The organism is Paenarthrobacter sp. AT5 (assembly GCF_032764245.1).
Taxonomy (GTDB): Bacteria; Actinomycetota; Actinomycetes; order Actinomycetales; family Micrococcaceae; genus Arthrobacter; species Arthrobacter ureafaciens.
This window is the reverse complement of sequence record NZ_CP136441.1, coordinates 3697682-3720802: the sequence shown is the minus strand read 5'-3', so window position 1 is coordinate 3720802 and position 23121 is coordinate 3697682. Positions and strand designations below refer to the sequence as shown.

The 23121-nt window shown below is 64.3% G+C and carries 23 protein-coding genes; 16 read left to right on the top strand and 7 right to left on the bottom strand.

Annotated features, from left to right (window positions below):
• Window positions 1–20 precede the first annotated feature (20 nt).
• From RI444_RS17250 to RI444_RS17230, 5 genes are all read left to right on the top strand, one after another.
• Window positions 21–965 (top strand): metal ABC transporter substrate-binding protein, encoded by a 945-nt coding sequence (locus tag RI444_RS17250; protein WP_069695888.1) that lies wholly within the window; start codon window positions 21–23, stop codon window positions 963–965.
• A complete protein-coding gene (locus RI444_RS17245; RefSeq protein WP_021473852.1) occupies window positions 962–1696 on the top strand; it encodes a metal ABC transporter ATP-binding protein in 735 nt (244 codons plus the stop codon). The genes RI444_RS17250 and RI444_RS17245 overlap by 4 nt, the downstream gene beginning before the upstream one ends.
• Window position 1697: 1 nt before the next feature.
• The gene (locus tag RI444_RS17240) at window positions 1698–2558 is read left to right on the top strand and encodes a metal ABC transporter permease (RefSeq protein ID WP_021473853.1); all 861 of its coding nucleotides are present in this window, start codon (window positions 1698–1700) and stop codon (window positions 2556–2558) included.
• A 126-nt stretch (window positions 2559–2684) separates the two neighbouring features.
• Complete coding sequence (locus tag RI444_RS17235; RefSeq protein WP_207605600.1) at window positions 2685–4346, top strand: ABC-F family ATP-binding cassette domain-containing protein; 1662 nt, start codon at window positions 2685–2687, stop codon at window positions 4344–4346.
• A 224-nt stretch (window positions 4347–4570) separates the two neighbouring features.
• The gene (locus RI444_RS17230) at window positions 4571–6031 is read left to right on the top strand and encodes an amino acid permease (protein ID WP_021473855.1); all 1461 of its coding nucleotides are present in this window, start codon (window positions 4571–4573) and stop codon (window positions 6029–6031) included.
• A gap of 56 nt (window positions 6032–6087) precedes the next feature.
• Here the strand turns inward: RI444_RS17230 and RI444_RS17225 are convergent, their stop codons facing one another.
• Entirely contained in the window at window positions 6088–7020 is a 933-nt protein-coding gene (locus RI444_RS17225) for an endonuclease domain-containing protein (RefSeq protein WP_069695884.1), read from the bottom strand.
• 159 nt (window positions 7021–7179) lie between these two features.
• On the opposite strand from RI444_RS17225, the gene RI444_RS17220 reads away from it, so the two are divergent.
• From RI444_RS17220 to paaZ, 9 genes are all read left to right on the top strand, one after another.
• The gene (locus tag RI444_RS17220) at window positions 7180–7638 is read left to right on the top strand and encodes an SRPBCC family protein (RefSeq protein ID WP_062097774.1); all 459 of its coding nucleotides are present in this window, start codon (window positions 7180–7182) and stop codon (window positions 7636–7638) included.
• Window positions 7638–8294 carry a pentapeptide repeat-containing protein gene (locus RI444_RS17215; protein ID WP_207605601.1) on the top strand — a complete coding sequence of 219 codons (657 nt, stop codon included), beginning with the start codon at window positions 7638–7640 and terminating at the stop codon, window positions 8292–8294. The genes RI444_RS17220 and RI444_RS17215 overlap by 1 nt, the downstream gene beginning before the upstream one ends.
• A 116-nt stretch (window positions 8295–8410) precedes the next feature.
• A complete protein-coding gene (locus tag RI444_RS17210) occupies window positions 8411–9637 on the top strand; it encodes a thiolase family protein (RefSeq protein ID WP_021473859.1) in 1227 nt (408 codons plus the stop codon).
• Complete coding sequence (locus RI444_RS17205; protein ID WP_207605602.1) at window positions 9637–10431, top strand: enoyl-CoA hydratase/isomerase family protein; 795 nt, start codon at window positions 9637–9639, stop codon at window positions 10429–10431. Before RI444_RS17210 ends, RI444_RS17205 begins: the two co-directional genes overlap by 1 nt.
• Window positions 10428–11291 (top strand): 3-hydroxyacyl-CoA dehydrogenase family protein, encoded by an 864-nt coding sequence (locus tag RI444_RS17200; protein ID WP_179012199.1) that lies wholly within the window; start codon window positions 10428–10430, stop codon window positions 11289–11291. The genes RI444_RS17205 and RI444_RS17200 overlap by 4 nt, the downstream gene beginning before the upstream one ends.
• 49 nt (window positions 11292–11340) lie before the next feature.
• On the top strand, window positions 11341–11946 hold the full coding sequence (locus RI444_RS17195; protein ID WP_021473862.1) for a GNAT family N-acetyltransferase: 606 nt from the start codon (window positions 11341–11343) through the stop codon (window positions 11944–11946).
• Between the two features lie 66 nt (window positions 11947–12012).
• On the top strand, window positions 12013–12759 hold the full coding sequence (locus RI444_RS17190; protein ID WP_207605603.1) for a tyrosine-protein phosphatase: 747 nt from the start codon (window positions 12013–12015) through the stop codon (window positions 12757–12759).
• A 28-nt stretch (window positions 12760–12787) separates the two neighbouring features.
• The gene (locus RI444_RS17185; protein ID WP_242703217.1) at window positions 12788–13765 is read left to right on the top strand and encodes a glycosyltransferase family 2 protein; all 978 of its coding nucleotides are present in this window, start codon (window positions 12788–12790) and stop codon (window positions 13763–13765) included.
• Window positions 13766–14010: 245 nt separating this feature from the next.
• Window positions 14011–16110 (top strand): phenylacetic acid degradation bifunctional protein PaaZ, encoded by a 2100-nt coding sequence (gene paaZ / locus RI444_RS17180; RefSeq protein ID WP_207605604.1) that lies wholly within the window; start codon window positions 14011–14013, stop codon window positions 16108–16110.
• A gap of 190 nt (window positions 16111–16300) precedes the next feature.
• On the opposite strand, the gene RI444_RS17175 is transcribed toward paaZ, so the two are convergent.
• The 4 genes from RI444_RS17175 to RI444_RS17160 form a co-directional block, all read right to left on the bottom strand.
• The gene (locus RI444_RS17175; protein WP_021473866.1) at window positions 16301–16708 is read right to left on the bottom strand and encodes a VOC family protein; all 408 of its coding nucleotides are present in this window, start codon (window positions 16706–16708) and stop codon (window positions 16301–16303) included.
• A 163-nt stretch (window positions 16709–16871) separates the two neighbouring features.
• Window positions 16872–17474, bottom strand: a complete 603-nt coding sequence (locus RI444_RS17170; RefSeq protein WP_021473867.1) for a TetR/AcrR family transcriptional regulator — start codon at window positions 17472–17474, stop codon at window positions 16872–16874.
• A gap of 81 nt (window positions 17475–17555) precedes the next feature.
• Window positions 17556–18902 carry a phenylacetate--CoA ligase PaaK gene (gene paaK, locus RI444_RS17165; protein ID WP_207605605.1) on the bottom strand — a complete coding sequence of 449 codons (1347 nt, stop codon included), beginning with the start codon at window positions 18900–18902 and terminating at the stop codon, window positions 17556–17558.
• Between the two features lie 6 nt (window positions 18903–18908).
• Window positions 18909–19370 carry a hotdog fold thioesterase gene (locus RI444_RS17160; protein ID WP_021473869.1) on the bottom strand — a complete coding sequence of 154 codons (462 nt, stop codon included), beginning with the start codon at window positions 19368–19370 and terminating at the stop codon, window positions 18909–18911.
• 132 nt (window positions 19371–19502) lie between these two features.
• Here RI444_RS17160 and RI444_RS17155 point away from each other — a divergent pair, with 132 nt between their 5' ends.
• Window positions 19503–20066 (top strand): GNAT family N-acetyltransferase, encoded by a 564-nt coding sequence (locus RI444_RS17155; RefSeq protein WP_062097764.1) that lies wholly within the window; start codon window positions 19503–19505, stop codon window positions 20064–20066.
• 86 nt (window positions 20067–20152) lie between these two features.
• Here the strand turns inward: RI444_RS17155 and RI444_RS17150 are convergent, their stop codons facing one another.
• Together RI444_RS17150 and RI444_RS17145 are read right to left on the bottom strand one after the other, a co-directional pair.
• The gene (locus tag RI444_RS17150; RefSeq protein ID WP_316963916.1) at window positions 20153–21709 is read right to left on the bottom strand and encodes a putative bifunctional diguanylate cyclase/phosphodiesterase; all 1557 of its coding nucleotides are present in this window, start codon (window positions 21707–21709) and stop codon (window positions 20153–20155) included.
• Window positions 21710–21713: 4 nt separating this feature from the next.
• Complete coding sequence (locus tag RI444_RS17145; RefSeq protein WP_062097762.1) at window positions 21714–22775, bottom strand: hypothetical protein; 1062 nt, start codon at window positions 22773–22775, stop codon at window positions 21714–21716.
• A gap of 106 nt (window positions 22776–22881) precedes the next feature.
• Between RI444_RS17145 and RI444_RS17140 the strand changes: the two genes are divergently transcribed.
• Complete coding sequence (locus RI444_RS17140; protein ID WP_021473873.1) at window positions 22882–23049, top strand: hypothetical protein; 168 nt, start codon at window positions 22882–22884, stop codon at window positions 23047–23049.
• The last annotated feature ends 72 nt before the right edge of the window (window positions 23050–23121 follow it).

Below are 23121 nucleotides of genomic sequence, written 5' to 3'. Positions count from 1 at the left end.
GGGACGCTACAATTTTCGGTATGCCTAACTTTCCGTTTCGGCTCGCCAAAGTTGTCCGCCGTTTCGTTGCTTTCCTGGCCTCCATTGCCGTGGTGCTGGGGCTCTCGGCCTGCGGTGGCAACTCCACTGCGAGCAACTCAGACAAGCCCGTTGTGCTCACCACCTTCACGGTCCTTGCAGATATTGCAAAGAACGTCGCCGGAGACAAACTGCAGGTGGAATCCATCACCAAGGCAGGCGCGGAAATCCACGGCTACGAGCCCACGCCCGGGGACATCCGCAAGGCGGCGCAAGCGGACCTCATTCTGGATAACGGGTTGAACCTGGAAGCCTGGTTCGCGCAGTTCGTCGAAGGCCTGGACGTTCCCCACGCCGTAGTCAGCGAGGGCGTGAAAGTCATGGACATTGGCGAAGACAGCTACCGCGGCAAGCCCAACCCGCATGCCTGGATGTCGCCGGACAACGTCCAGATCTACGCAAACAACATGGCCAAGGCCTTTGCCGGCCTGGCTCCGGAGCATGCCTCCGAATTCGAAGCCAACGCCAAGGCCTACAACTCCCGGCTGCAGGAAGTGAAAGACGAGATGGTGTCCAAGCTGTCCGTCCTGCCGGAAAACCACCGGGCACTGGTCACCTGCGAAGGGGCGTTCTCCTACCTGGCCCGGGACGCCGGCCTCAAAGAGGTCTACATCTGGGCCGTAAACGCTGAACAGCAAGCCACGCCGCAGCAAATCGCCCGGGCAATCGGGTTCGTCAAGGACAACCAGGTGCCCGCAGTCTTCTGCGAATCAACCGTGTCCGATGCACCCATGCAGCAAGTGGTGGGAGCCACCGGAGCGAAGTTCGGCGGAGTGCTGTACGTAGATTCACTGTCTGAAGCGGACGGCCCCGTGCCCACGTACCTGGACCTGATCCGGCACGACGCCAAGATCATCACCGAGGCCCTCACGGGAGGAACGGCATGAGCAGCCCGGCTATTGCTGTTGAAAACGTCACCGTCCACTACGGCGAGGTGCTCGCGCTGGACTCGGCATCGCTGACCCTGGAACGCTCCCGCATTTGCGGCCTCGTGGGCATGAACGGCTCGGGAAAGTCCACGCTGTTCAAGACCATCATGGGCATGGTCAAGCCGGACACCGGGCGGGTCCTGGTCAACGGCCACCCGCCGGCAAAGATCCGCAAAGAGGCGGGCATCGGTTACGTTCCACAAAGCGAAGAAGTGGACTGGGCCTTCCCGTTGTCCGTCCGCGACGTAGTGATGATGGGCCGCTACGGGCATCTGGGTTTCACGCGCCGGCCCCGCAAAGCCGACCGCGACGCCGTCGAGCACGCCTTGGAACGCGTGGAACTGGCTGACTTTGCCGACCGCCAAATCGGGCAACTGTCCGGCGGGCAGAAGAAACGCGCCTTCGTGGCCCGGGGCATTGCCCAGGACGCCACCATGATGCTGCTCGATGAACCGTTCGCCGGGGTGGACAAACGCTCCGAGGCCACCATCACCCGGCTGCTCAAGGAATTGGCCGCCGATGGCGCCACCATCCTGGTCTCCACCCACGATCTCCATGCGCTCCCGCAACTCTGCGACGAAGCAGTCCTCCTCATGCGCAAAGTACTGATGCACGGAAGTCCGGACGTGGTGCTGCAACCGGAAAACCTGGCCATGGCTTTCGGCCTCGACGTCATGAACAGGGGCTGAGATGGAATTCCTGCTCGAACCCCTCAGCTACGACTTCATGGTCCGTGCCCTCGCCACCACGGCCATCGCCGCAGTGGTGTGCGCCGTGCTCAGCTGCTGGCTGGTCCTCATCGGCTGGTCCCTCATGGGTGACGCCGTGTCCCATGCGGTGCTTCCCGGCGTCGTGCTGGCCTACATCGTGGGTGCGCCGTTCGCGCTGGGCGCTTTGGTGTTCGCGCTCTTGGCGGTGACCCTCATCGGCGTTGTGCGGAACACCAGCCGGGTCAAGGAGGATGCGGCGATCGGGATCGTCTTCACCTCACTCTTTGCCTTTGGCCTGGTGCTGATTTCCGTGACGCCCAGCCAAACCGACCTGAACCACATCATCTTCGGCAACCTGCTGGGCGTAAGCGTCCCGGACCTGATCCAAGTGGTCATTCTCGGGGCCGTCGCCTTCGCTATTTTGATCCTCAAGAGGCGGGACCTGACGCTCTACGCCTTCGACCCCACGCACGCCCACGCAATCGGCCTCTCGCCACGGCTGCTGGGCGCCCTCCTGCTGGGATTGCTCGCCCTGACCTCTGTGGTTGCGTTGCAGACCGTCGGCGTCGTCCTGGTGGTGGCGATGCTCATCATTCCCGGCTCCACGGCCTACCTGCTGACGGACCGTTTCAACCGGATGCTGGTCATTGCCCCCGTGATCTCCGTGGTGTGCTCCGTGGCGGGCATCTACCTGAGCTACTACCTGGACACCGCCTCGGGTGCCATGGTGGTGGTCACCCAAGGTGCGGTGTTCGCCGTCGTGTACTTGTTCAGTCCGCGGCAGGGGCTCATCGGAACCCGGCTCGCGAAAGCCCGGCGGAAGCGGGCACTGGCGGTCTAAGGCCTTGACGCGCCCGCTTCCCAGCGGGCAGTCTGGACCGATGAAGTCTTGAGAGCAGCCACTATCCGGCTGCATCCCCCGTACACCCATGGCCACCTGCCTGCTACGGACTCGCGAGGACACCTCATGACTGACCACCTGCACCTTTCCGGCGTCTCCCACGGCTACGGGGACCGCCAACTTTTTGATGCCGTCCACCTGGTGATCCCCCACGGCGAGCATGTTGCCGTCGTGGGCGAGAACGGTGCCGGTAAATCCACGCTGCTCCGCCTTCTGGCCGGGGTCGAAACGCCCGACGACGGCGAAGCGGGCTTCTCCGGCAACCCCGCCTACCGCGTGGGTTACCTCGCGCAGACACACGGGATGGCGGAGTCGCTGACCGTGGGGGACGCCATCGACGCCTCCCTTGGTGCGCTCCGTTCCCTCGAAGCGCACATTGCCGAACTGGAACGCGGACTGTCCGAGGCCGACACGGAGACGCTTGAGCTCTACGGCAGCCTGCAAACCGAATACCAGCTCCGCGAAGGGTACGCCGCCGAATCCCGGGTGGAAGCAGCGCTGGACAAGCTGGGGCTGGGAGGCGTGGACCGCCGTCGAACGCTTGGCTCCCTGTCCGGCGGCGAGCAAGAGCGGGTAGCGCTCGCCTGCCTGCTCGCCGACCCCGCAGAAGCCCTGCTCCTGGACGAGCCCACCAACCACCTCGACGCCACCGGCACCGCCTGGTTGGAGTCCCGGGTGGTTGCGCACCGGGGGACCGTGGTGGTTGTCTCCCACGACCGTGTCCTGCTGAAGAAAGTTGCCAGCACCATCATTGAGGTGGATGCTGATCGTCGCTCCGTGAACCGCTACGGAAACGGCTACGACGGCTACCTTCGCGAGAAAGCTGCCGAACGCGCCCGCTGGGTCCAACAGTACGAAGGCTGGGTGGACGCCATCGCCGCCGAACGGCTCCAAGCGGCCACCGTGGCGGACCGCATGGGCTACGGGCGCAGGCGGGACAAGGACAAGATGGCCTTCAGCTTCAAGAGCGGCACCTGGCAACGGGCGGCTGCGAGCAAAGTCCGCAACGCCCAGGAGCGGCTCCGGAGGCTCGAGGAAAACCCGGTAGACCGGCCGCCCGTACCTCTGAAGCTTGCCGCTCCCTTGGGCTCGGTGGCCGTGGACGTCTCCGAGCCGGCACTGGAAGCCCGCGGCGTCAGCGTTCCGGGCCGCCTCCAGCCCACCGACCTGCGGGTGGAAGCCGGGCAGAAGGTCCTCATCACCGGCCCCAACGGTGCCGGCAAATCCACCCTGCTATCAGTTCTAGCCGGTGTCCTGGAACCAGCTTCCGGTTCCGTGGCTGCACCAGGCAGGGTCGGCTACCTGCAGCAGGAACCCGACGTGCCTTCCCGCCCGGAGCTGCGCCTGCTCCCGGCCTTTGCCGCCGGGCTGGGCGGCACCATCGATGACCATGCCGAGGACCTGTTGCGGCTGGGGCTGTTCCGTCCCGCGGAGTTCCATGTGCCGGTTGGAGGGCTCTCGGCCGGGCAGCAACGCCGGCTTGCCCTCGCCCGGATCCTGCTGGGCGGCTACGACACCATGATCGTGGACGAACCCACCAACCATCTGGCTCCCGTGTTGGTGGAGCAGTTGGAGGCGGCGCTCGCAACCTTTTCGGGGACCGTGGTGATCGTGAGCCACGACCGTGCGTTGGGTGAGTGGTTCGACCGGTGCGCGGCAGGTGCGGGTGGCGCCGGTGCGGCCGGAACGTGGGTCCGGTACGGCATGCGGGACGGCGGGTTGTTGTAGCGGTTCCTGCTCTGCTCAGGAGCCCATTTGTTGCCTTCGTCACGGGTGCCGCGTCACATGCCGTAAGATAGACGGGTTGCGCGAACGTTCGACGTTCTGCGGTCCACGTCACAGAACGGGATTCCCAAAGGGGAAATCTCCGAATTTCCTGTGCCTAAACCGCCCGTGCTCCGGCACCGGGCGCAGCCCCCTACAGCAAGACCCCAACCCACAAGGAAACAGCTGTGCCGCAAAGTACCCCCACAGACCTCAAGCCCACGGCCCCATCCACGGCCGCAGGCTCCACCCTCAGCGCAGAGGGTTACCAGAAGACGCTCAGCCGCCGTCACGTGACCATGATTGCCATGGGCGGCGCGATCGGCGTTGGCCTGTTCATGGGCGCAGGTGGCCGTTTGGCTTCCACCGGCCCGGCCCTGATCTTCTCCTACGCCATTGCCGGCGTCATCGCCTACCTCCTGATGCGCGCCTTGGGCGAACTCATCATGTACCGCCAGACCTCGGGCTCGTTCGTGAGCTACGCCGGTGAAATGTTCGGCAAGAAAGGCGCGTACCTGTCCGGTTGGATGTACTTCATCAACTGGGCCATGACCGGCATCGCGGAACTGATCGCGATCGGCCTCTACTTCCAGTTCTTCTTCCCGAATGTTCCGGTTGAACTCTCCGCCATCGCGGCGCTGGTGCTGCTGGTGGCCGTGAATCTGTTCAGTGTCAAGGCCTTCGGTGAATTCGAATTCTGGGCTTCCTGCCTCAAGGTCGCCGCGATCGTGATCTTCCTGGCTGTGGGCACCTTCATGGTGGTCACCAACGCACAAGTGGGCGACGGCAACGCTTCCGTAGCCAACCTCTTCCACTCCGACGGCGGGATGTTCCCCAAAGGCGGCCTGGTGATGATCCTCGTCCTGAACGCCGTGATCTTCGCCTACAACGCAATCGAGCTCGTGGGCATCACCGCAGGTGAGATGGAGAATCCGGAACGTGAAGTTCCCAAGGCGATCCGCGCCGTCGTCTTCCGCATTGTGGTCTTCTACGTCGGTTCCGTGACCCTGTTGGCCATGCTCCTCCCGTCCGACCAGTACGTAGCCGGCACGTCGCCGTTCGTCACCGTGTTCGGTCAGATGGGCCTGGGCTGGATGGGCGATGTGATGAACATGATCGTCATCACCGCAGCGCTTTCTTCCTGCAACTCCGGCCTGTACTCGATCGGCCGCATCTTCCGCACCATGGCCAACAACGGGCACGCTCCGCAGTGGCTGACCCGGATGTCCTCCCGTCACGTGCCGTTTGCGGCCATCCTGGCAATCGGCGGCGTGTACTTGGTGGGCATCCTCCTGAACATCTGGCTGGGTGGTTCGCACGCGTTCGACCTCGCGCTGAACACCGCTTCCATTGGCGTGATTTTCACATGGGGTTCGATCTTCGCGAGCCAGATCGCGCTGCGCAAGAAGCGCGGTAACGTGTCCTCCCTGCCCATGCCGGGCTCGCCCTGGACCAGCTGGATCGGCCTCGTGGCGCTGCTGGCCATTACGGTCCTGATCGGCTTCGACACCGTCACGGACAAGACCACCGGCGACGTCTTCCTGCTGGGCCTCTGGACCTTGGCCACCATTCCGTTCTTCGCAGTGGTGCTGTGGCTCGGTTGGCAGAAGGTCAAGAACAACCAGCCCAAGAGCGAGCTGTTCTCCTAAGCAACTGACTGGCAATAGGGGTTGCTCCGGAGCCTCAGAACGACCCCTATTGCCAGCTACTTGGGCGTCCACCCGCGCTCCTGCATCGCGGCCAGCACCTTGGACACAGCAGACCTTGCGTCGTTGCCCATGTGCCGTTTGGATATCCGCACCAAGTGCCAGCCCGCACGGCTGTAGTCTTCCTCGCGCTCTATGTCCCGGACAATCTGCGCGGGCTCTGAATGCCCCTCGCCTTCGTACTCAACGGCGACGCGCTGTTCGCGGTAGCCAAGGTCGGGTTCACGTACGACGCCGAAACCCAGTTCCGTGGGATGGTTGAGTTCCGGTTCGGGCAGCCCGGCCAGCTCAAGTGCCAGCCGGAGTCGCGTCTCGGGCGCTGAATCGGCGCCAACCCTGGCCTGTTCCAAAGCCAGGCGCGCCTTGCGGATTCCGGGTGTTCCCTTGTGCCGGTCAAGCATCTCTTCCAGCTCCTCACGTGTGCAGTACGGTTCGCTTCGGTCCTCGAAGGCTGGCCTCGGCCTCCTGAGCAGATGATCGGCCACGACTGTGATTTCATCGATGGTCATCCGTCGGGCGCAGTCGAGCCATGTGCGGGGACGGGTGGTGATGAGCAGTCCATTGAGGTTGGTGATTTCATCGTCGAAGAACTGGCCCACATGCCCTTTGACTCCCTTGCGCCGCGGGATGGCCATGGTGTCCGGGCGTGAGATGTGGATGGTGGTTTCATGGCTGCCGGGCAGGAAGCCCGGAAACGCCCACAAGACAAATGCCGTGGCGTGCGAGGCCGCCGAAAAGGGAGTGATCACCGTGAAAGGCCGAACGATCTTCGGCAGCCCGACTTCACCGTTCGGAGGGGCCCGGATGCCCCTGCTTGGTGCCCCAAGCGCGCGGTGCCTCCAGCGCTGACGCGAGACGCCGGCGTCGAGCGCTTCCTGCCATGTGAACGGAACTGACGACAGGGCTTCCGGCAGTGGTTGGGGGAGTCGCATCTCCTCATGCTGGCAAACCTTCCGTCAGCGCGGGACGTTATCCACAGCCTTCGCGCACGGAAGCCCAACTGACTGGCAATAGGGGTTGCTCTGGAGCCTCAGAACAACCCCTATTGCCAGTCAGTTGGGAGTGTCAGTGCCCGGGTCTAGGCTCGATGTATGGAACACACCACCACGCTGACCCAGCACATCAATGCGAGCCCGGAGAAGGTTTGGGCGGTCGTCTCTGACATTCCCGGTTCTGCCGCCACGCTGTCCGGCATCGATTCCGTCCAGATGCTCAGCGAGGGCCCGTACGGCGAAGGAACCCGCTGGAAAGAGACCCGCACCATGTTGGGCAAGCAGGAAACCGTGGAAATGTGGGTCGCGGAAGCCGATCCTCCGCGGAGCACAACGGTCAAGGCACACCAGGGCGGTGCCGCCTACACCACGCGCTTCAACCTTGCCGGGCGCGACGCCGGAACGGACCTTACGGTGACCTTCGGGGCAGAGGTCCTGAAGCCGACTTTCTTGAGCAAGGTGGGCATGGCCCTCTTCGGCAAGCTCGGCATGAGCTTCACGCGCAAGGCGTTGGGCAAGGACCTTGCCGAGATCGCTGCCAAGGCGGAGTCGCTCTGATGCCGGCCGGCAAAGTTGCCGCACCCAAGGTCCCGCCGGTGCGGCTGGATGAACTGCGCGACGACGACGCCCCGGACTTCCAGCGCGGGGAACGGTATGACGGTATCCGCTTCACCCGGGCCTCCGCGGACGGGGAAGAGCTGAGCGGGGCGGACTTCATCGAATGTGAATTCAACGGCGTCTCCTTCAATGAAGCCCAGCTACGGGGAGCAACCTTCCGCGACTGCATCTTAGCCGAGCCGTTCGCCCCGGTTTTCCCGGCTGCGAGGACATCATGGCAGGACGTGGAGATCACCAATCCCAGGTGGGGCTCGGCCGAACTTTATGAGGGAAGTTGGCGCTCCGTCCGAATCGACGGCGGCAAGCTGGACTTCGTGAACCTGCGCGGCTCCAAGCTGGTGGACGTCCAGATCTCCGACTGCATCATCAATGAGCTGGACCTGGGCGGGGTCACGGGAACCCGGGTGGCCTTGAAGAACTGCACCATCGGAACATTGGACGTCACCGGGGCCAGGTTCAAGGATGTTGACCTTCGCACTTCGGAGTTCCGCGGGATCAACGGGTTGGCCGGCCTGACCGGGGCGGTCATCGATGACTACCAGCTGAACTTGATGGCTCCTTTGCTCGCCAGTCACCTTGGAATCCGTGTGATTTAAGGAGGTGTGAGGACCGTCATCTGTTGACCGGCCGCGCCGGCCGTGTAATCTTTATAGAACGAACGGTCGGTATATTATTCCGTGCCGGCCCCTTTCACTTCGCGAAGGATGTTCTCATGGTCGAGGCTTTTCTTGTTGGTGGCGCACGGACGCCGGTCGGACGCTATGGTGGGGCACTTTCCTCTGTCCGGCCCGACGACCTCGCCGCCCTGGTGGTCCGGGAAGCAGTGGAACGCGCCGGCGTCGACCCCGACTCCATTGACGAGGTAATCCTCGGCAACGCCAACGGCGCGGGAGAGGAAAACCGCAACGTGGCCCGCATGGCCACCATCCTTGCCGGACTTCCCCTCCACATCCCGGGCATTACGGTCAACCGGCTCTGCGCTTCAGGCCTCAGCGCGATCATCATGGCCAGCCAGATGATCAAGTCGGGGGCTGCGGACATCGTGGTTGCCGGTGGCGTTGAATCCATGAGCCGCGCCCCCTGGGTCCAGGAAAAGCCCGCGACGGCCTTCGCCAAGCCGGGCCAGATTTTCGATACCTCCATCGGCTGGCGCTTCGCCAACCGGCGCTTCACCAAGGGTGATCTCTCCCGCGACGGCAAGATGACGTACTCCATGCCGGAGACCGCGGAAGAAGTCGGGCGCGTGGACAACATCTCGCGTGAGGACGCCGACGCTTTCGCCGTCCGCTCCCACGAGCGTGCGCTGGCTGCTATTGCCGGCGGCCGTTTCAAGGAGGAGATCGTCCCGGTGACGGTCAAGACGCGCAAGTCCGAGACCGTCGTCGACACCGACGAAGGCCCCCGCGAAGGCACCACCATGGACGTCCTGGCCGGGCTGCGCCCCGTGGTCCCGGGCGGTTCGATCGTGACCGCAGGCAACTCCTCCACCCTCAACGACGGCGCCTCGGCCATCATCGTTGCCTCCGAGGCCGCCATCAAGAAGTTCGGCCTAACGCCGCGTGCCCGCATTATTGACGGTGCCTCCGCCGGCTGCGAACCGGAGATCATGGGCATCGGTCCCGTACCCGCCACGCAGAAAGTCCTCGCCCGCACCGGCCTTTCCGTGGAGCAGCTCGGCGCAGTGGAGCTCAACGAGGCCTTCGCCACGCAGTCGCTGGCGAGCATGCGCCGCCTCGGCCTGGATCCGGACATCGTCAATAACGACGGCGGTGCCATCAGTTTGGGCCACCCGCTCGGTTCCAGCGGCTCACGTATTGCCATTACTTTGCTGGGCCGCATGGAGCGCGAGCTCGCCTCCCAGACCGGGCCGAAGCTGGGCCTGGCCACGATGTGCATCGGCGTCGGCCAGGGCACGGCAATGTTGTTGGAGGGTGTGTAATGGCCCTGAACCAGGAAGACTTCAGCACCCTCCTGCTCGAGGAACGCGAGGACCGGCTCACCGTCCTGCTGAACCGCCCGGAAGTCCGCAACGCGATCGACCAGAAGATGGTGGATGAGCTTCACGCGGTCTGCGCCGAGCTGGAAAAGAATCCCAAGATCCTGATCATCGCCGGAACCAACGGAGTCTTTGCCTCCGGCGCGGACATTGGCCAACTGCGCGAGCGGCGCCGGGACGATGCCCTTCAAGGGATCAACTCCACCATTTTCGCCCGGATCGCCAAGCTGCCCATGCCCGTCATCGCCGCGCTTGACGGCTATTGCCTGGGTGGGGGAGCCGAGCTGGCTTATGCCGCCGACTTCCGCATCGGCACTCCGAGCGTGCGCATCGGCAACCCGGAAACGGGTCTTGGCATCCTCGCCGCGGCAGGTGCCACCTGGCGGTTGAAGGAATTGGTGGGCGAACCGAAGGCGAAGGAGATCCTCCTGGCCGGTACGGTGCTCCGAGCCGAAGAGTCACTGCGGATCAACCTCATCACCGAGATCCACGAGGCCCCGGAGCTCATGGACGCAGCCCACAAACTGGCGGACCGCATCGGCCGGCAAGACCCCTTGGCCGTACGGATCACCAAGTCGGTCTTCCACGCACCGGCCGAAGCGCACCCCCTGATCGACACCCTGGCCCAAGGGATCCTGTTCGAATCCCAGGCCAAGTTCGATCGGATGCAGGCCTTCCTGGATAAGAAGTCCGCCAAGGCCAACGACGCCACCTCTCAGGACAGGACCCAGAAATGACAACAACACCCGCCATCCCGAACGTCGTCGGAGTCCTGGGCGGTGGCCGCATGGGCGCAGGTATTGCCCATGCCTTCCTCATCAAGGGTGCCACCGTCGTCGTGGTGGAACGTGACCACGAGGCCGCTGCCGGTGCGCACAACCGCGTGGCCGAGGCCGTAGCGAAGTCCGCTGCCCGGGGCACCCTCACGGACTCGCCGGAAGAGGTCCTCGCCCGGTTCAGCACTTCCACGGACTACGAGTCCTTCATTCACTGTGGTTTGGTGGTGGAGGCCGTTCCCGAGGACTACGACCTCAAAGTCACGGCGCTGCGGTCCGTTGAGGAGCACTTGTCCGCGGATGCCTTCCTGGCCTCCAACACGTCCTCCCTCTCCGTGACCGGACTGGGCCAGGAACTCCGCCGTCCCGCCAACTTCGTGGGCCTGCACTTCTTCAACCCCGTGCCGGCGTCCACCCTCATCGAAGTGGTCCTCGGCAAGGAAACCTCGCCCGAGCTTGCTGCCGCGGCGAAAAGCTGGACCGAGGCACTTGGCAAGACCGCCGTCGTCGTCAATGACGCCCCCGGGTTCGCGTCCTCGCGGCTGGGCGTGGCAATCGCACTCGAAGCGATGCGGATGGTCGAAGAAGGCGTGGCGTCCGCGGAGGACATTGACGCCGCCATGGTGCTTGGCTACAAGCACCCCACCGGCCCGCTGAAGACCACGGACATTGTTGGCCTGGACGTCAGGTTGGGGATCGCCGAGTACCTGCACTCCACCCTCGGTGACCGTTTTGCACCGCCGCAGATCCTTCGGGACAAGGTGGCGCGCGGGGAGTTGGGGCGCAAGAGCGGCAAGGGCTTCTTCGACTGGACGGACTAGCCCGGGCCCACCCAACTGCGACCTGGTTTGGGTCCGTTAGGCTGACCGGGTGACTGCGATTGAACCGACCACCCTTAAAGGCCGTTTTGTAACCCTCGAGCCCCTCGACGCCTCCCATCACGACGGTCTGGTGGAGGCCGCCAGCGACGGCGAACTCTGGAAGCTCTGGTACACCTCCGTGCCAACCCCGGAGGGCATGGCCGCCGACATCGATCGGCGTCTTGCCCTCCAGGCAGTGGGTTCCATGCTGCCGTTCGCGACGCGGCGGAACAGTACCGGCAAGCTCATCGGCATGACGACGTACATGAACATTGACGCCGACACTCCGCGCGTCGAGATCGGATCCACCTGGAACGCGGCCTCAGCCCACGGAACGGGCACCAACCCGGATTCCAAGCTCCTGCTGCTCCGGCACGCTTTTGAAACGTTGGGCTGCCCCGCGGTCGAGTTCCGCACGCACTGGCTGAACCACCAGTCCCGTGAGGCGATCGCGCGCCTTGGGGCCAAGCAGGACGGCGTTTTGCGGAACCACTCCCGCAGCAAGGACGGCGCCCTTCGCGACACAGTGGTGTTCTCCATCCTCGAACACGAATGGCCGGCGGTCAGGAACGGCCTGGAGTACCGGCTCTCCAAGCACCTGGCCCCGAGGGGTTAGCTCTCAGGCCTAAACACGCGCCAAAGCCGCGAGATCTCACCCCTCGGCACGGCTAGCATGGCTTCCATGGATGGGGATGCCGCGGCAGGCCGCTTGCAGGCCGTTGATTGGGACGGTGCGGTCAATGCTTGGCGCATTGCCGGTGACGTGTACCGGATGGGGCGCCACGAGTGGGTAACGGAGGCCGGCTGGCGCCAAATGTACGACGACGGCGTCCGCACCGTGATCGACCTCCGCGCCTCCCGCGAGCGGCGGCAACGCGACACCGATCCCCAGGTGCCGGACGACGCGAAGGCGCGGATCGCCGTCGTACATTGCCCCACGGAAGACCCGGACCACAGCGACTTCGGCACCACCTTTGGCCCCTACCTCAAGGAGCCCGGACAGTACGCGGAGTACCTGGCGATGTTCGGGGACAAGATTGCCCGCGTGTTCAAAGCGATCGCTGCGTCTCCGGGCAAGGTGGTGGTGCATTGCTCGGCGGGGCGGGACCGGAGCGGCATGATCGCACTGATATTGCAGCGGCTAGCCGGCATTGAGGACGGAGAGATCCTGCGCGGCTACGAGCTTGCGGCCCGCGGTATCAATGAACGCCACCGGACCCACGGTGCGCCGCATGCCCATGATCCCTACCTTCCGGACCAGGATTTGGAAGAGCTGTTGGAGCGGCGGCGGGATGCCCTGCGCCGGCTCCTGGACGAGCTGGACGCGCGCGCCTACCTTGCTGGGCATGGCGTAACGGAGCAGGAAATTTCGGCCCTTGTTGCGAAGCTCCATTCCTGGCCCCAGCGCGCTGCTAGCATGCAGGATTGATCAACATCCCCAACTGAATGGACGAGCCATGACCGCCCGCATCACCATCGTGACCCGTACCAAGAACAGGCCAGTCTTCCTGGCCCGCGCGTTGGACGACATCTTTGCCCAGACTTTCCAGGATTTCGAGTTGCTCATCGTCAACGACGGCGGCGACCCGGCCGCCGTCGAACATCTCACCTCGCAGCGGTCGCAAGCTGAGCAGGCGCGTATCACCACGCTTCACCATGCTGAGTCTGTGGGGATGGAAGCGGCGTCGAATGCGGGAATCAAGGCCGGCACCGGCGAGTTTGTGGTGATCCATGATGACGATGATTTTTGGGCGCCCACTTTCCTGGAGCGCACCGTGGAGTATTTGGATGACCCGGCGCATGCCTCGGACGCGGGAGTCATGGTGCGGACGGAAATTGTCATCGAGGAGATTGCAGACGGCAGGATCGAGCCTGTCCGGCGTGAGATTTTCTGGGCGGACCTGCGTCAGATCACCCTTGCGGACATGCTCCGGATCAACCGAGCCGTACCCATTTCCTTCCTGTACCGCAGGAGTCTCCACGACGCCGTCGGCTATTACAACGAGGATCTTCCGGTGGTGGGGGACTGGGAATTCCACCTGCGCGTGCTGAGCCATTCACGCGTCGGATTCATCGACGGGGAACCGCTGGCGTTTTGGTCGCAGCGGCCGGAATCGGATGGGCATGACGGCAACAGCATTTTTGCCAAGGCGGCGGAGCATGCCCGTTACGATGCCCTGGTCCGTGACGATCATCTGCGGAACGAGGTTGCCCAGGGCGGCATGGGGACGGTGCTCTATTTGTCCCGCGTGCTGGCCGAACAGGAGGAACTCATCCGGGCACAGGAGCGGCGGCTCGATGAGACCGTTGCCAAGCTGGACCAGGTCCTGGGGCGGCTTGATGCCCTGAACCAGACGATCATTACCCGGACCAGCGTGGGCGAGTTCCTGAAGAAACCGCTGCTGTTGGCACGGAAGCTGGGCAGCCGGCCCTGATCCTTCTCTCACATCCCGCCGGGTTTTGGGCGTCCCTCTCTCACATCCCGCCGGGTTTTGGGAATCCTTCTATCACATCCCGCCGTGTTTCGGGCAACCCTCTATCACAATGCGCGCAAATTCCCGCTGTACTCTCCGGGGCATTCATGTAGTCTGTATATATTACCGAACGGCCGGTCAGTAATGTTGGTCCATCCGACATTCGACCGTGCCGCTTTCATGTGCCTCGGAAGGACCCGTCGACGATGACCACTACAGCAGTCGCCCCGGAAACCACAGACGTTGCCACCGTCCCCAGCTACGTTCAGGACGCGTGGTGGACCCCGGCGCCCGAAGCCAAGACCGTGCCCGTGCGTGATGCCAGCACCGGCGAAGTCCTGGCCAACGTGAGCACCGACGGCCTGGACCTTGCCGCCGTCGTGAACTACGGACGCACCACGGGCCAAGCGGAACTCGGCAAGCTGACGTTCCACCAGCGCGCCCTCAAGCTCAAGGAGCTGGCCCAGTACCTGAACGGCCGCCGCGAAGAGCTCTACGCGCAGTCCTCGCAGTCCGGCGCCACCAAGATCGACAACATGATCGACATCGACGGCGGCATCGGCGTGCTCTTCACGTTCGGTTCCAAGGGCCGGCGTGAACTGCCCAACTCGCAGGTGATCGTGGACGGTCCCATGGAGGTCCTGTCCAAGGATGGTTCGTTCGCCGGCGAGCACATCTACACCCGCATTCCCGGCGTAGCCGTCCAGATCAACGCCTTCAACTTCCCGGTCTGGGGGATGCTGGAGAAGTTCGCGCCGGCCTTCCTTGCCGGCGTGCCAACCATCGTCAAGCCGGCAACGCCCACAGGCTACGTCGCCGCGGCTGCCGTGAAGGCCATCGTGGAGTCCGGCATCCTGCCCGCAGGTTCGCTCCAGCTGATCTCCGGTTCGGCCCGCACGCTCCTGGATGAACTCGACTACCGCGACCTCGTGTCCTTCACCGGTTCCGCCGCAACGGCCAAGTCGCTGAAATCGCACCCGAACGTGGTGCAGGGCGGTGTCCGCTTCACCTCGGAGACGGACTCGCTGAACGCGGCCATCCTCGGCCCTGATGCCGTTCCCGGCACCCCCGAGTTCGACGCTTTCGTCAAGGCCGTCGTCACCGAGATGACCGTCAAGGCAGGCCAGAAGTGCACCGCCATCCGCCGCGTGCTCGTCCCCAAGGAGTTGACCTCCGAGGTCGCCGCAGCCATCGGCGCCCGCATCAACGAACGCGTTGTGGTCGGTGACCCGCGCGCCGAAGGCGTCACCATGGGCGCCCTCGCCTCGCTGGAGCAGCTCGCCGATGTTCGCGCGGCCGTCCAGTCAATGCTCGACGCCGGCGGTGAGCTTGCGTACGGAAGCCTCGACTCGCCGTCGGTCACCTCCGTCGGCGGCACCGTCGGCGTAGTGGAGGACGGCGCCTTCATGGCTCCGGTGCTCCTCAGCTGGGCTGACGCGGAAGCCGAAGAAGTCCACTCCCTCGAAGCCTTCGGACCCGTCTCCTCAGTGCTTGGCTACACCGACCTCGCCGACGCCGTGCGCCTCGCCGCCCGCGGTTCCGGCTCGCTGGTGGCCTCCGTGTGCACCAACGATCCCGCAGTGGCCCGCGAACTGGTTACCGGCATCGCAGCCCACCACGGCCGTGTCCACATGCTCAACCGCGAAGACGCACGCTCGTCCACCGGCCACGGTTCCCCCGTTCCGCACCTTGTCCACGGCGGTCCAGGCCGCGCAGGCGGCGGCGAAGAACTGGGCGGCATCCGCTCCGTGCTGCACCACATGCAGCGCACGGCCATCCAGGGTTCGCCGAACATGCTCACCGCCGTCACCGGCCAGTGGCACGCCGGTGCCGACCGGAACTTCACCATTGAAACCGAGGGTGAGCACCCCTTCCGCAAGCACTTGTCCACCCTCCGGATCGGCGATGCTGTTCGTTCCGAGCTCCGCGAGGTCACGCTGGAGGACATCACGGCCTTCGCAAACTCCACCGGCGATACCTTCTACGCGCACACCAACCAGGAAGCCGCCGAGGCCAACCCCTTCTTCCCGGGCATCGTGGCCCACGGCTACCTGCTCCTGAGCTGGGCTGCGGGTCTGTTCGTGGAGCCGGCTCCGGGTCCCGTCCTGGCCAACTACGGCCTGGAGAACCTGCGCTTCATCACGCCGGTTGCCGCGGGCGACTCCATCCGGGTGACCCTGACCGCCAAGAAGATCACGCCGCGTGAAACGGACGAGTACGGCGAGGTTGCCTGGGATGCAGTCCTAACCAACCAGAACGACGACATCGTAGCCACCTACGACGTCCTCACCCTCGTGGAGAAGTAACCCTCTAGCACTTCCCGCCGGGTTTGAGGGGTTGCTCTATCACTTCCCGCGGGGTTCGGGGGGTTCCTCTATCGCTTCCCACCGGGCTTGAGGGGTTGCTCTATCACTTCCCGCCGGGTTTGAGGCTATCACTTCCCACCGCGAACGACGAAACGCTCTCCCAACAAGGAGAGCGTTTCGTCGTTAATCTTTATAGCTGGTATTCGGCCTGCTGCCCGAGCGTTTCGTGGATGCAGAGGATGTTGTTCTCCGTGTCCATAAACCAAGCGCATTTCTCGGCTTCAGTAGTGCAAATATGGTTTTCCGTCTTGAGGCCGGGCTCGTCATAGTCCTGGAATGAAACGCCCCTGGCTTCCATTTCAGCGACCAATCGCTCGATGTCGCGGACCTCAAAACTCAGTGCGGTATGGCTTGAGTGCATGCCATCCGTGATGGGCAGCAACTGCAGCATCGCGCCGCCGTCGTTGCCGAACAAATCATTTCCGTCCCAGGTTTTCCCACGGTGTGGCAGGCCGAGCTTTTCCGCGTAAAAAGCGTGCGCGCGGCTCATGTCATCGACGGGCAGGACAGTTGTGGCTGTGTTGAGGGCTAGTTGCATGATGGCCACCTCCTACGCTGAAAATCCTACGCTCGCAGCGGCTCCGGAGACCTTACGAATTTCTGTCGCGTCCGGGGCGGGTCGGGAGGTGATAGAGGGACGCCGGGAAAGGGGCGGGAGGTGATAGAGGGACGCCGGGAAGGGGGCGGGAGGTGATAGAGGGTCAGGCGGCGGCGTGGAGGCCGTCGAACGCCATGGTGATCACGTCATCCGCGAGCTTCTCCGGGGACAGCGAGCCGCCGGGCTTGTACCACTCCACGATCGAGTTAATGGTGCCGAACAGGAGCCTTGTGACCGTGCGGGGATCGATGTCCTGCCGCAGCGAACCGTCCTCGCGCGCAGCCGAGATGAGCGCAGCCACCTTATGGTCAAAGGCACGACGGCGTTCCAAGGCGTCGCGCTCAATGTCGGTGTTCCCGCGCAGGCGCAGGAGCAACGTGACGAAGGGGAGCCGTTCCACGAGCACTGCAATGGTTTGCCGCAGCACGAATTCCAAGCGGGCGTCGGCGGGGCCGGTCATGGCCTCGGGTTGCTCCAGGATGGCCTCCAGGCCGCCGAGGGCGTGGTCCAAGGCAAGCTTCAGGAGGTCGCCCTTGGAGGGGACGTGGTGGTAGATGGCCGACTTCGAGATTCCAAGGTTTTCGGCCAGGATGCCCATGGACGTTGCGTCGTACCCGTGGCGGTTGAAGACGTCGACGGCGATGCGGAGCACCGACTGCTGGTCGTAACCGGGCCGTCCGCGCTTGGAGGTTGTCTCAGTTGGCATGGTGGCATTTTCTCACGATCAGTGGGCGGACCTGTCAAACCGAAGACGCCCCGTGAAGTACACGGGGCGTCACCGGGAAGACTAGGCCTTGGGGCGAAGGTCGTAGATGCGGCGGAGCTTGCCGTTGGAGCGTTCAAGCGAACCGGGCTCAACGACGTCCACTACGCACGATGACCCGACGTGAATCTTGATCTGCTCGCGCAAGGCGTGTGCCGCCGTCGTGCCTGCTTCAACCGGAACGTTCTCGCGGCGCTCGATCCGTACCGTCAGGGAGTCCATGCGCTTGCCTTCGGGCCGCGTGAGCTCGAGCTGGAAGTGCGGGCTGAGCTCCGGGATCCTCAAAGCGATTTCCTCGATCTGGGACGGGAACAGGTTCACGCCGCGGAGGATGATCATGTCGTCGCTGCGGCCGGTGATGCGTCCCATGCGGCGGTGGGCCGGACGGGCCGTGCCGGGGAGCAGGCGCGTGAGGTCCTTGGTGCGGTACCGGATGATCGGCAGTGCTTCCTTGGTCAGGGACGTGAAGACGAGCTCGCCCGGTTCGCCGTCACCCAGGACGCGCGTGTGGTCGAACGGGTCGATGATTTCGGGGCGGAAGTGGTCTTCCCAGATGTGGCAGCCGTCCTGGGTTTCCACGGCTTCGCCGGCGACGCCGGGGCCCATGACTTCGGAGAGCCCGTAGATGTCGCAGGCTTTGATGTCCATGGTGACTTCGAGTTCGCGGCGCATCTCCTCGGTCCACGGCTCGGCGCCGAGGACGGCGTACTTGAGCGACGTCGACTTGGGGTCGATGCCCTGTTGGGCCATGGCGTCGGCGATGGTCAGCAAGTACGTGGGCGTGGCCAGGATGGCATCCGGCTCGAAGTCCTGGATGAGCTGGATCTGGCGCTCGGTCTGGCCGCCGGACATGGGAATGACGGTGCAGCCGAGGGCTTCGGCGCCGGCGTGTGCGCCGAGACCGCCCGTGAACAGGCCGTAGCCGTAAGCGTTGTGGACCTTCATGCCGGGGCGCACGCCCGAGGCGCGCAGCGAGCGGGCAACCAGCGTGGCCCAGTTGGCGAGGTCGTTCTTGGTGTAGCCCACCACGGTGGGGCGGCCGGTGGTGCCGGAGCTCGCGTGGATGCGGGCAACCTGGTCCTGCGGGACGGCGAACATGCCGAACGGGTACTCCAGGCGGAGGTCTTCCTTGGTGGTGAAGGGGAACTTGCCAAGATCGCCCAGTTCGCGCAGATCGCTGGGGTGGACGCCGGCTTCGTCGAACTTGCGCTTGTAGAGCGGCACGCGGTCGTAGGCGTAGGCGACAGTGTGCTGGAGGCGGCTGAGCTGCAGGGCCTCGAGCTCGTCGCGGGAGATGGTTTCCTCGCGGTCCAGTCCGGGAACAGCGGTTGCCTCCGGGGTGGCTGTTGCGGCGACGGTGTTCTGTGTCATGGCTTCCTACTTCTTGGAGATGGTGCGGCTGCGGCCACGGAACTCTGCAATGAGTTCGCCGGGTTCGGTGATGGTGGGGGAGGAGGACTCGTCAGCCGCGTAGAGCTGGATGTCGTACAGGCCGCTGCGGCCCGTTGTGGCACGGCGGTTGGCGACGGCGGTGATCACCTGGCCTTCGAAGGCCGGCTTGATGAAGTTGATGTCGACGCCGGATGCAACCGTGATGGTGGCGGCCTCCTCGGGCGTCGGGCTGGCCGGGTTGCAGGCCAGCGCGAAGGCGGTGTCACCGAAGGCGAAGATCATTCCGCCGTGTGCCATGCCGAAGCCGTTGAGCATTTCCTGGCGGAGCTTCATCCTGATGGTGGCGTGTCCGTCGTCGACCTTGAGGACCTCGATGCCCATCCATTCGGACGCATAGTCGTTCGTCAGGATGTGGTGCGAAGCACCGGAGAGGGTTGTTTCAACCATGCGTCATTGCCTCCAGCTTTATTTACCGAATGTTCATTAGGTAATCCCAGATCGCGCCACGTGTCAAGACTGGACAAAGCTCCAGGGCCTGAACTGGACATCCTTTCGGACCGGCACTGTAGCCTCGAAGACATGCCCGATATCGCGCTCCCGATCATCACCAAACGCCTCATCTTGCGGCGCTTCGAGGCCGAGGACCTGGAACGCTTCCACGCCTACCAGTCCCTCCCCGACACGGCGCGGTTCCTTTTGCGTCCGCCCCTGAGCAAGACCAAAGCCATGGAGGTGCTGGGGCGCTACGCGAACTTCGAATTCAAGCAGGAGGGCGACTGGGTCTGCCTGGCGATCGAGCGGCAGGATGAGCCTGGGCTGCTGGGCGAGGTGGTGCTCAAGTGGTTGGAAGGGCCGGGGCAGGCAGAGGTTGGCTGGATCCTGCATCCTGATGCGAGGGGCCAGGGAATCGCCACGGAAGCCGCGGAAGCCGTGCTGGACCTGGCCTTCGGACTCCTTGCCTTCCATCGCGTCGACGCCAAGCTGGACGCCCTCAACCACGGTTCCGCGGCGATCTGCGAGCGCATCGGCATGCGGCTGGAGGCGTCCCTCGTGGACATCTGGCACTACAAGGGGCAGTGGGCCACCGAGAACATCTACGCCATCCTCGACTCCGAGTGGCGTGCCCGGCGCAACGGTGAGTAGCCCCAAACCGGCAGCCGGCAACCAAACCGGCAGCCGGCAACCAAACCGGCAGCCGGCAACCAAGCCGGCAGGCCGCCGTCGTGCTCCTAGTCCGCCACCGGCCAGGTCTTGTGGTGCCTGAGCTGCTCAGTGAGTACTTCCTCCGAGAGCGGCCTGCTGAAGTAGTACCCCTGCCCGCTGGTGCAGCCGATGCCGAGCAGGTACCGGGCCTGGTCTTCGGTCTCGATGCCCTCCCACACGGCGCCAAGTCCGCAGGCACGGATGAGTTGCAGAACGGCCGCCAGCAGCGCGGGTTGGGCGGGATCGCTGCCGAGCGCGGAGAGCAGCGAACGGTCCACCTTGACGGCGTGGACGGGCAGGCGGCGGAGGTAGTCGATGGACGAGTAGCCGGTGCCGAAGTCGTCGATCTCCATGCCGACGCCGAGCCGTTCCAGGCTGCTGAGGGTGTACCGGTCGAGGTCGTTGCCTTGGATGACGGCGCTCTCAGTCAGCTCCAGGACCAGCAGCGTGGGGTCGAGCTTGGCTGTGGACAGCGCGTCCCGGACGTCCTCCACGAATTCGAGCCGCTGCAGGTCCGCGGCGGAGACGTTGATGCGCATGTTGAAGTTGTGGTGCGCTGTCAGGGGATCGTTGCGCCAGCGCTGCAACTGCTCGACGGCGGTGCGCAGCACCCAGCCGCCCAGGTCGGAGATGAGACCCGTTTCCTCGGCGATGGGAATGAACTCGTCCGGCATCACCATGCCGCGCGTGGGATGGTTCCAGCGGACCAGGGCTTCCACGCCCTCGATTTCGCGGGTGTCCAACCGGACGATGGGTTGGTAGAACAGCACCAGCTGGTTGCCGGCGATGGCTTCCTTGAGCTCGTTGACCAGCTGGTTCCTCAGCTGCCGGGCATGCAGCATGGCCGGTTGGAACGACTTGAGGCGGCCGCGGACCTCGGCTTTGGACTCGTACATGGCAATGTCCGCTTCCATCATGATTTCCTGGGCGCTCTGCCCGGGTGCGGCCATGCGAAGGCCCATGCTCGCTCCGCAGCGCACGTGGTGTCCCTCGATTTCCAGGATGCCGTCGACGGCGGCAAGCACCCGGTTGCCGATCGATGCGGCAATCGCCGGGGTCACGTCGTGCAGGAGGATGGCGAATTCGTCCCCTCCCATGCGGGCGACGATGTCTTCGTCCCGCACTGCGCCGGTGATGCGCCCGGCCACTGTTTCGAGGACCTTGTCGCCGATGGTGTGGCCCAGGGAGTCGTTGATGCCTTTGAAGCCGTCCATGTCCAGCAGGAGGATGGCCGGGCGCTGCCCCTGTGCGGCGGCTTTCTCCTGGGCGTCGGTGAGGGCCGCGGTGAACGCTGAACGGTTGCTGAGGCCGGTGAGGGAATCCGTCATGGCCATGTGCTGCATCTCGCGGTGCGCCTCGTGCAATTGCCGCGTTCGAGCGGCGACCCGCTGCTCCAGTTCCGCGTAGGCGATCTGCAGGTCTTCGGCCAGGAGGTTGGTGCCCATGATGACGGCGTCGATCTCGTCCCGGGCGTCCGAGACTTCCATCCGGGCGTCAAGGTCGCCGGCAGCAAGCCTGACGATTCCGTCCAGGAGCTTGCCCAGCCGTGGGTCCTTCCCGGCTATTGAGTCCTCCTGCGGCACCTGGTCACCCCCTGTGTTGGCCGCCCCGATCTTTCGCAGCACTGCCAACATTATCGCGGAGGTAGTCATGCACGGCAGAACTGCGCTCGGGCAGGGCTGATTGGTCGAAGAGACTCGCGGACTTATCGAACACCGCCTCGGCATCGTCCAGCCGGCCCAGTGCCAGCAGGGTCCTGCCGAGGAGGAAGTGTGCTTCGGCGGCTGTCTGGGTGGCAAGGATGGAGGATTGTGCGCAGAGCGGCTCGAGGATGGCCAGGGCTTCCTGCATGTCCTGGTTGAGGTAGTTCCAGCGGGCGCGGACCAGGGACATCTCCAAGTGGTCCCGCTCGGAGCCGCCCACAATGTCTGTGGCCATCTCCGCCCGCTCGATGCAGCGCAGGGTGGCAGAGTCCAGGAGCTTGGCCTGAAGCCGCATCTCCGCCGAGGCCCGGTTGAACCGCGCCCACAGGTCCACGTCCTTGGAGGGGGACAGGCGTTCGGCCGCGAGGTCGTGGTACATCCCGCCGTCGGCAACCCTGTCCGCCAGGAACGCGACGTTGCCGATGACCCAATAGCCCTTGCCTGCAGTGTCTTCGTCAACATCGGCCAGCAGGGTTTCCAGCTGCAGGCATTCGCGCCAGGCGTCCTCAAGCAGCCTGCTTTCGGCCAACGCCGCGATGAGTGCGCGCTGGGCGAGGATCTGGACGTGCAGCAGATCGGGGTCGCCGGCGGCCAGCTTTGCGGAGTCCGAGGCCATGGCAGCAGCCTCGGCCAGGCGGCCCAGTCCCTGGAAGGCGACGGCCACCATGGTCCCGGCCTTCGCGCCGCGCTCGGAGGAGGTGGATGTGAGTTGGTGGTTGTTCAGCTCGGTTGCGAGCCGCAGGTATTCTTCGATGCTGCCTTGGTCCCGGCGGCATTCTGCTTGGAGGTAGAGCATTTCCCACCACGTGTCGTCATCCCCGGCGGCAGCGGCCAGGTCAGCGGCGTCACCGGCGAGCTCGAAAGCCTCGTCGAATTTTCGCTCTTTCCATTTGGCACGTGCATTGAGCCCTGCTACAACGTGTGATGCCAGGTGGGGACTCTGCATAAACCCATTATCCATGTCATTAGCATTGAAAAGCTCGTATAGTTTGCCCCGTGACATTGTTCAAGTCACACTCTCAAATTCGCATCAGAACGAAAGGGCACAGCGGATGAAGAAATTTGCGGCAACCCTGCTCATGGCGGCAGTCCTGGCAGTTACAGGATTCGCTGCTCCGGCTAACGCCGAGCCGTCGCAGGACTCCACGGCAATCGGCTGGTGGCCGAACAGCGTCACCACCAAGACAAACACCACCAGCATCGGATGGTGGCCGAACTAAATTGGGGGGACGCCTGAAAAGGCCCCATGACGCAATTTGATGCCCCGGGTTGTTACCCGGGGCATCTGTTTT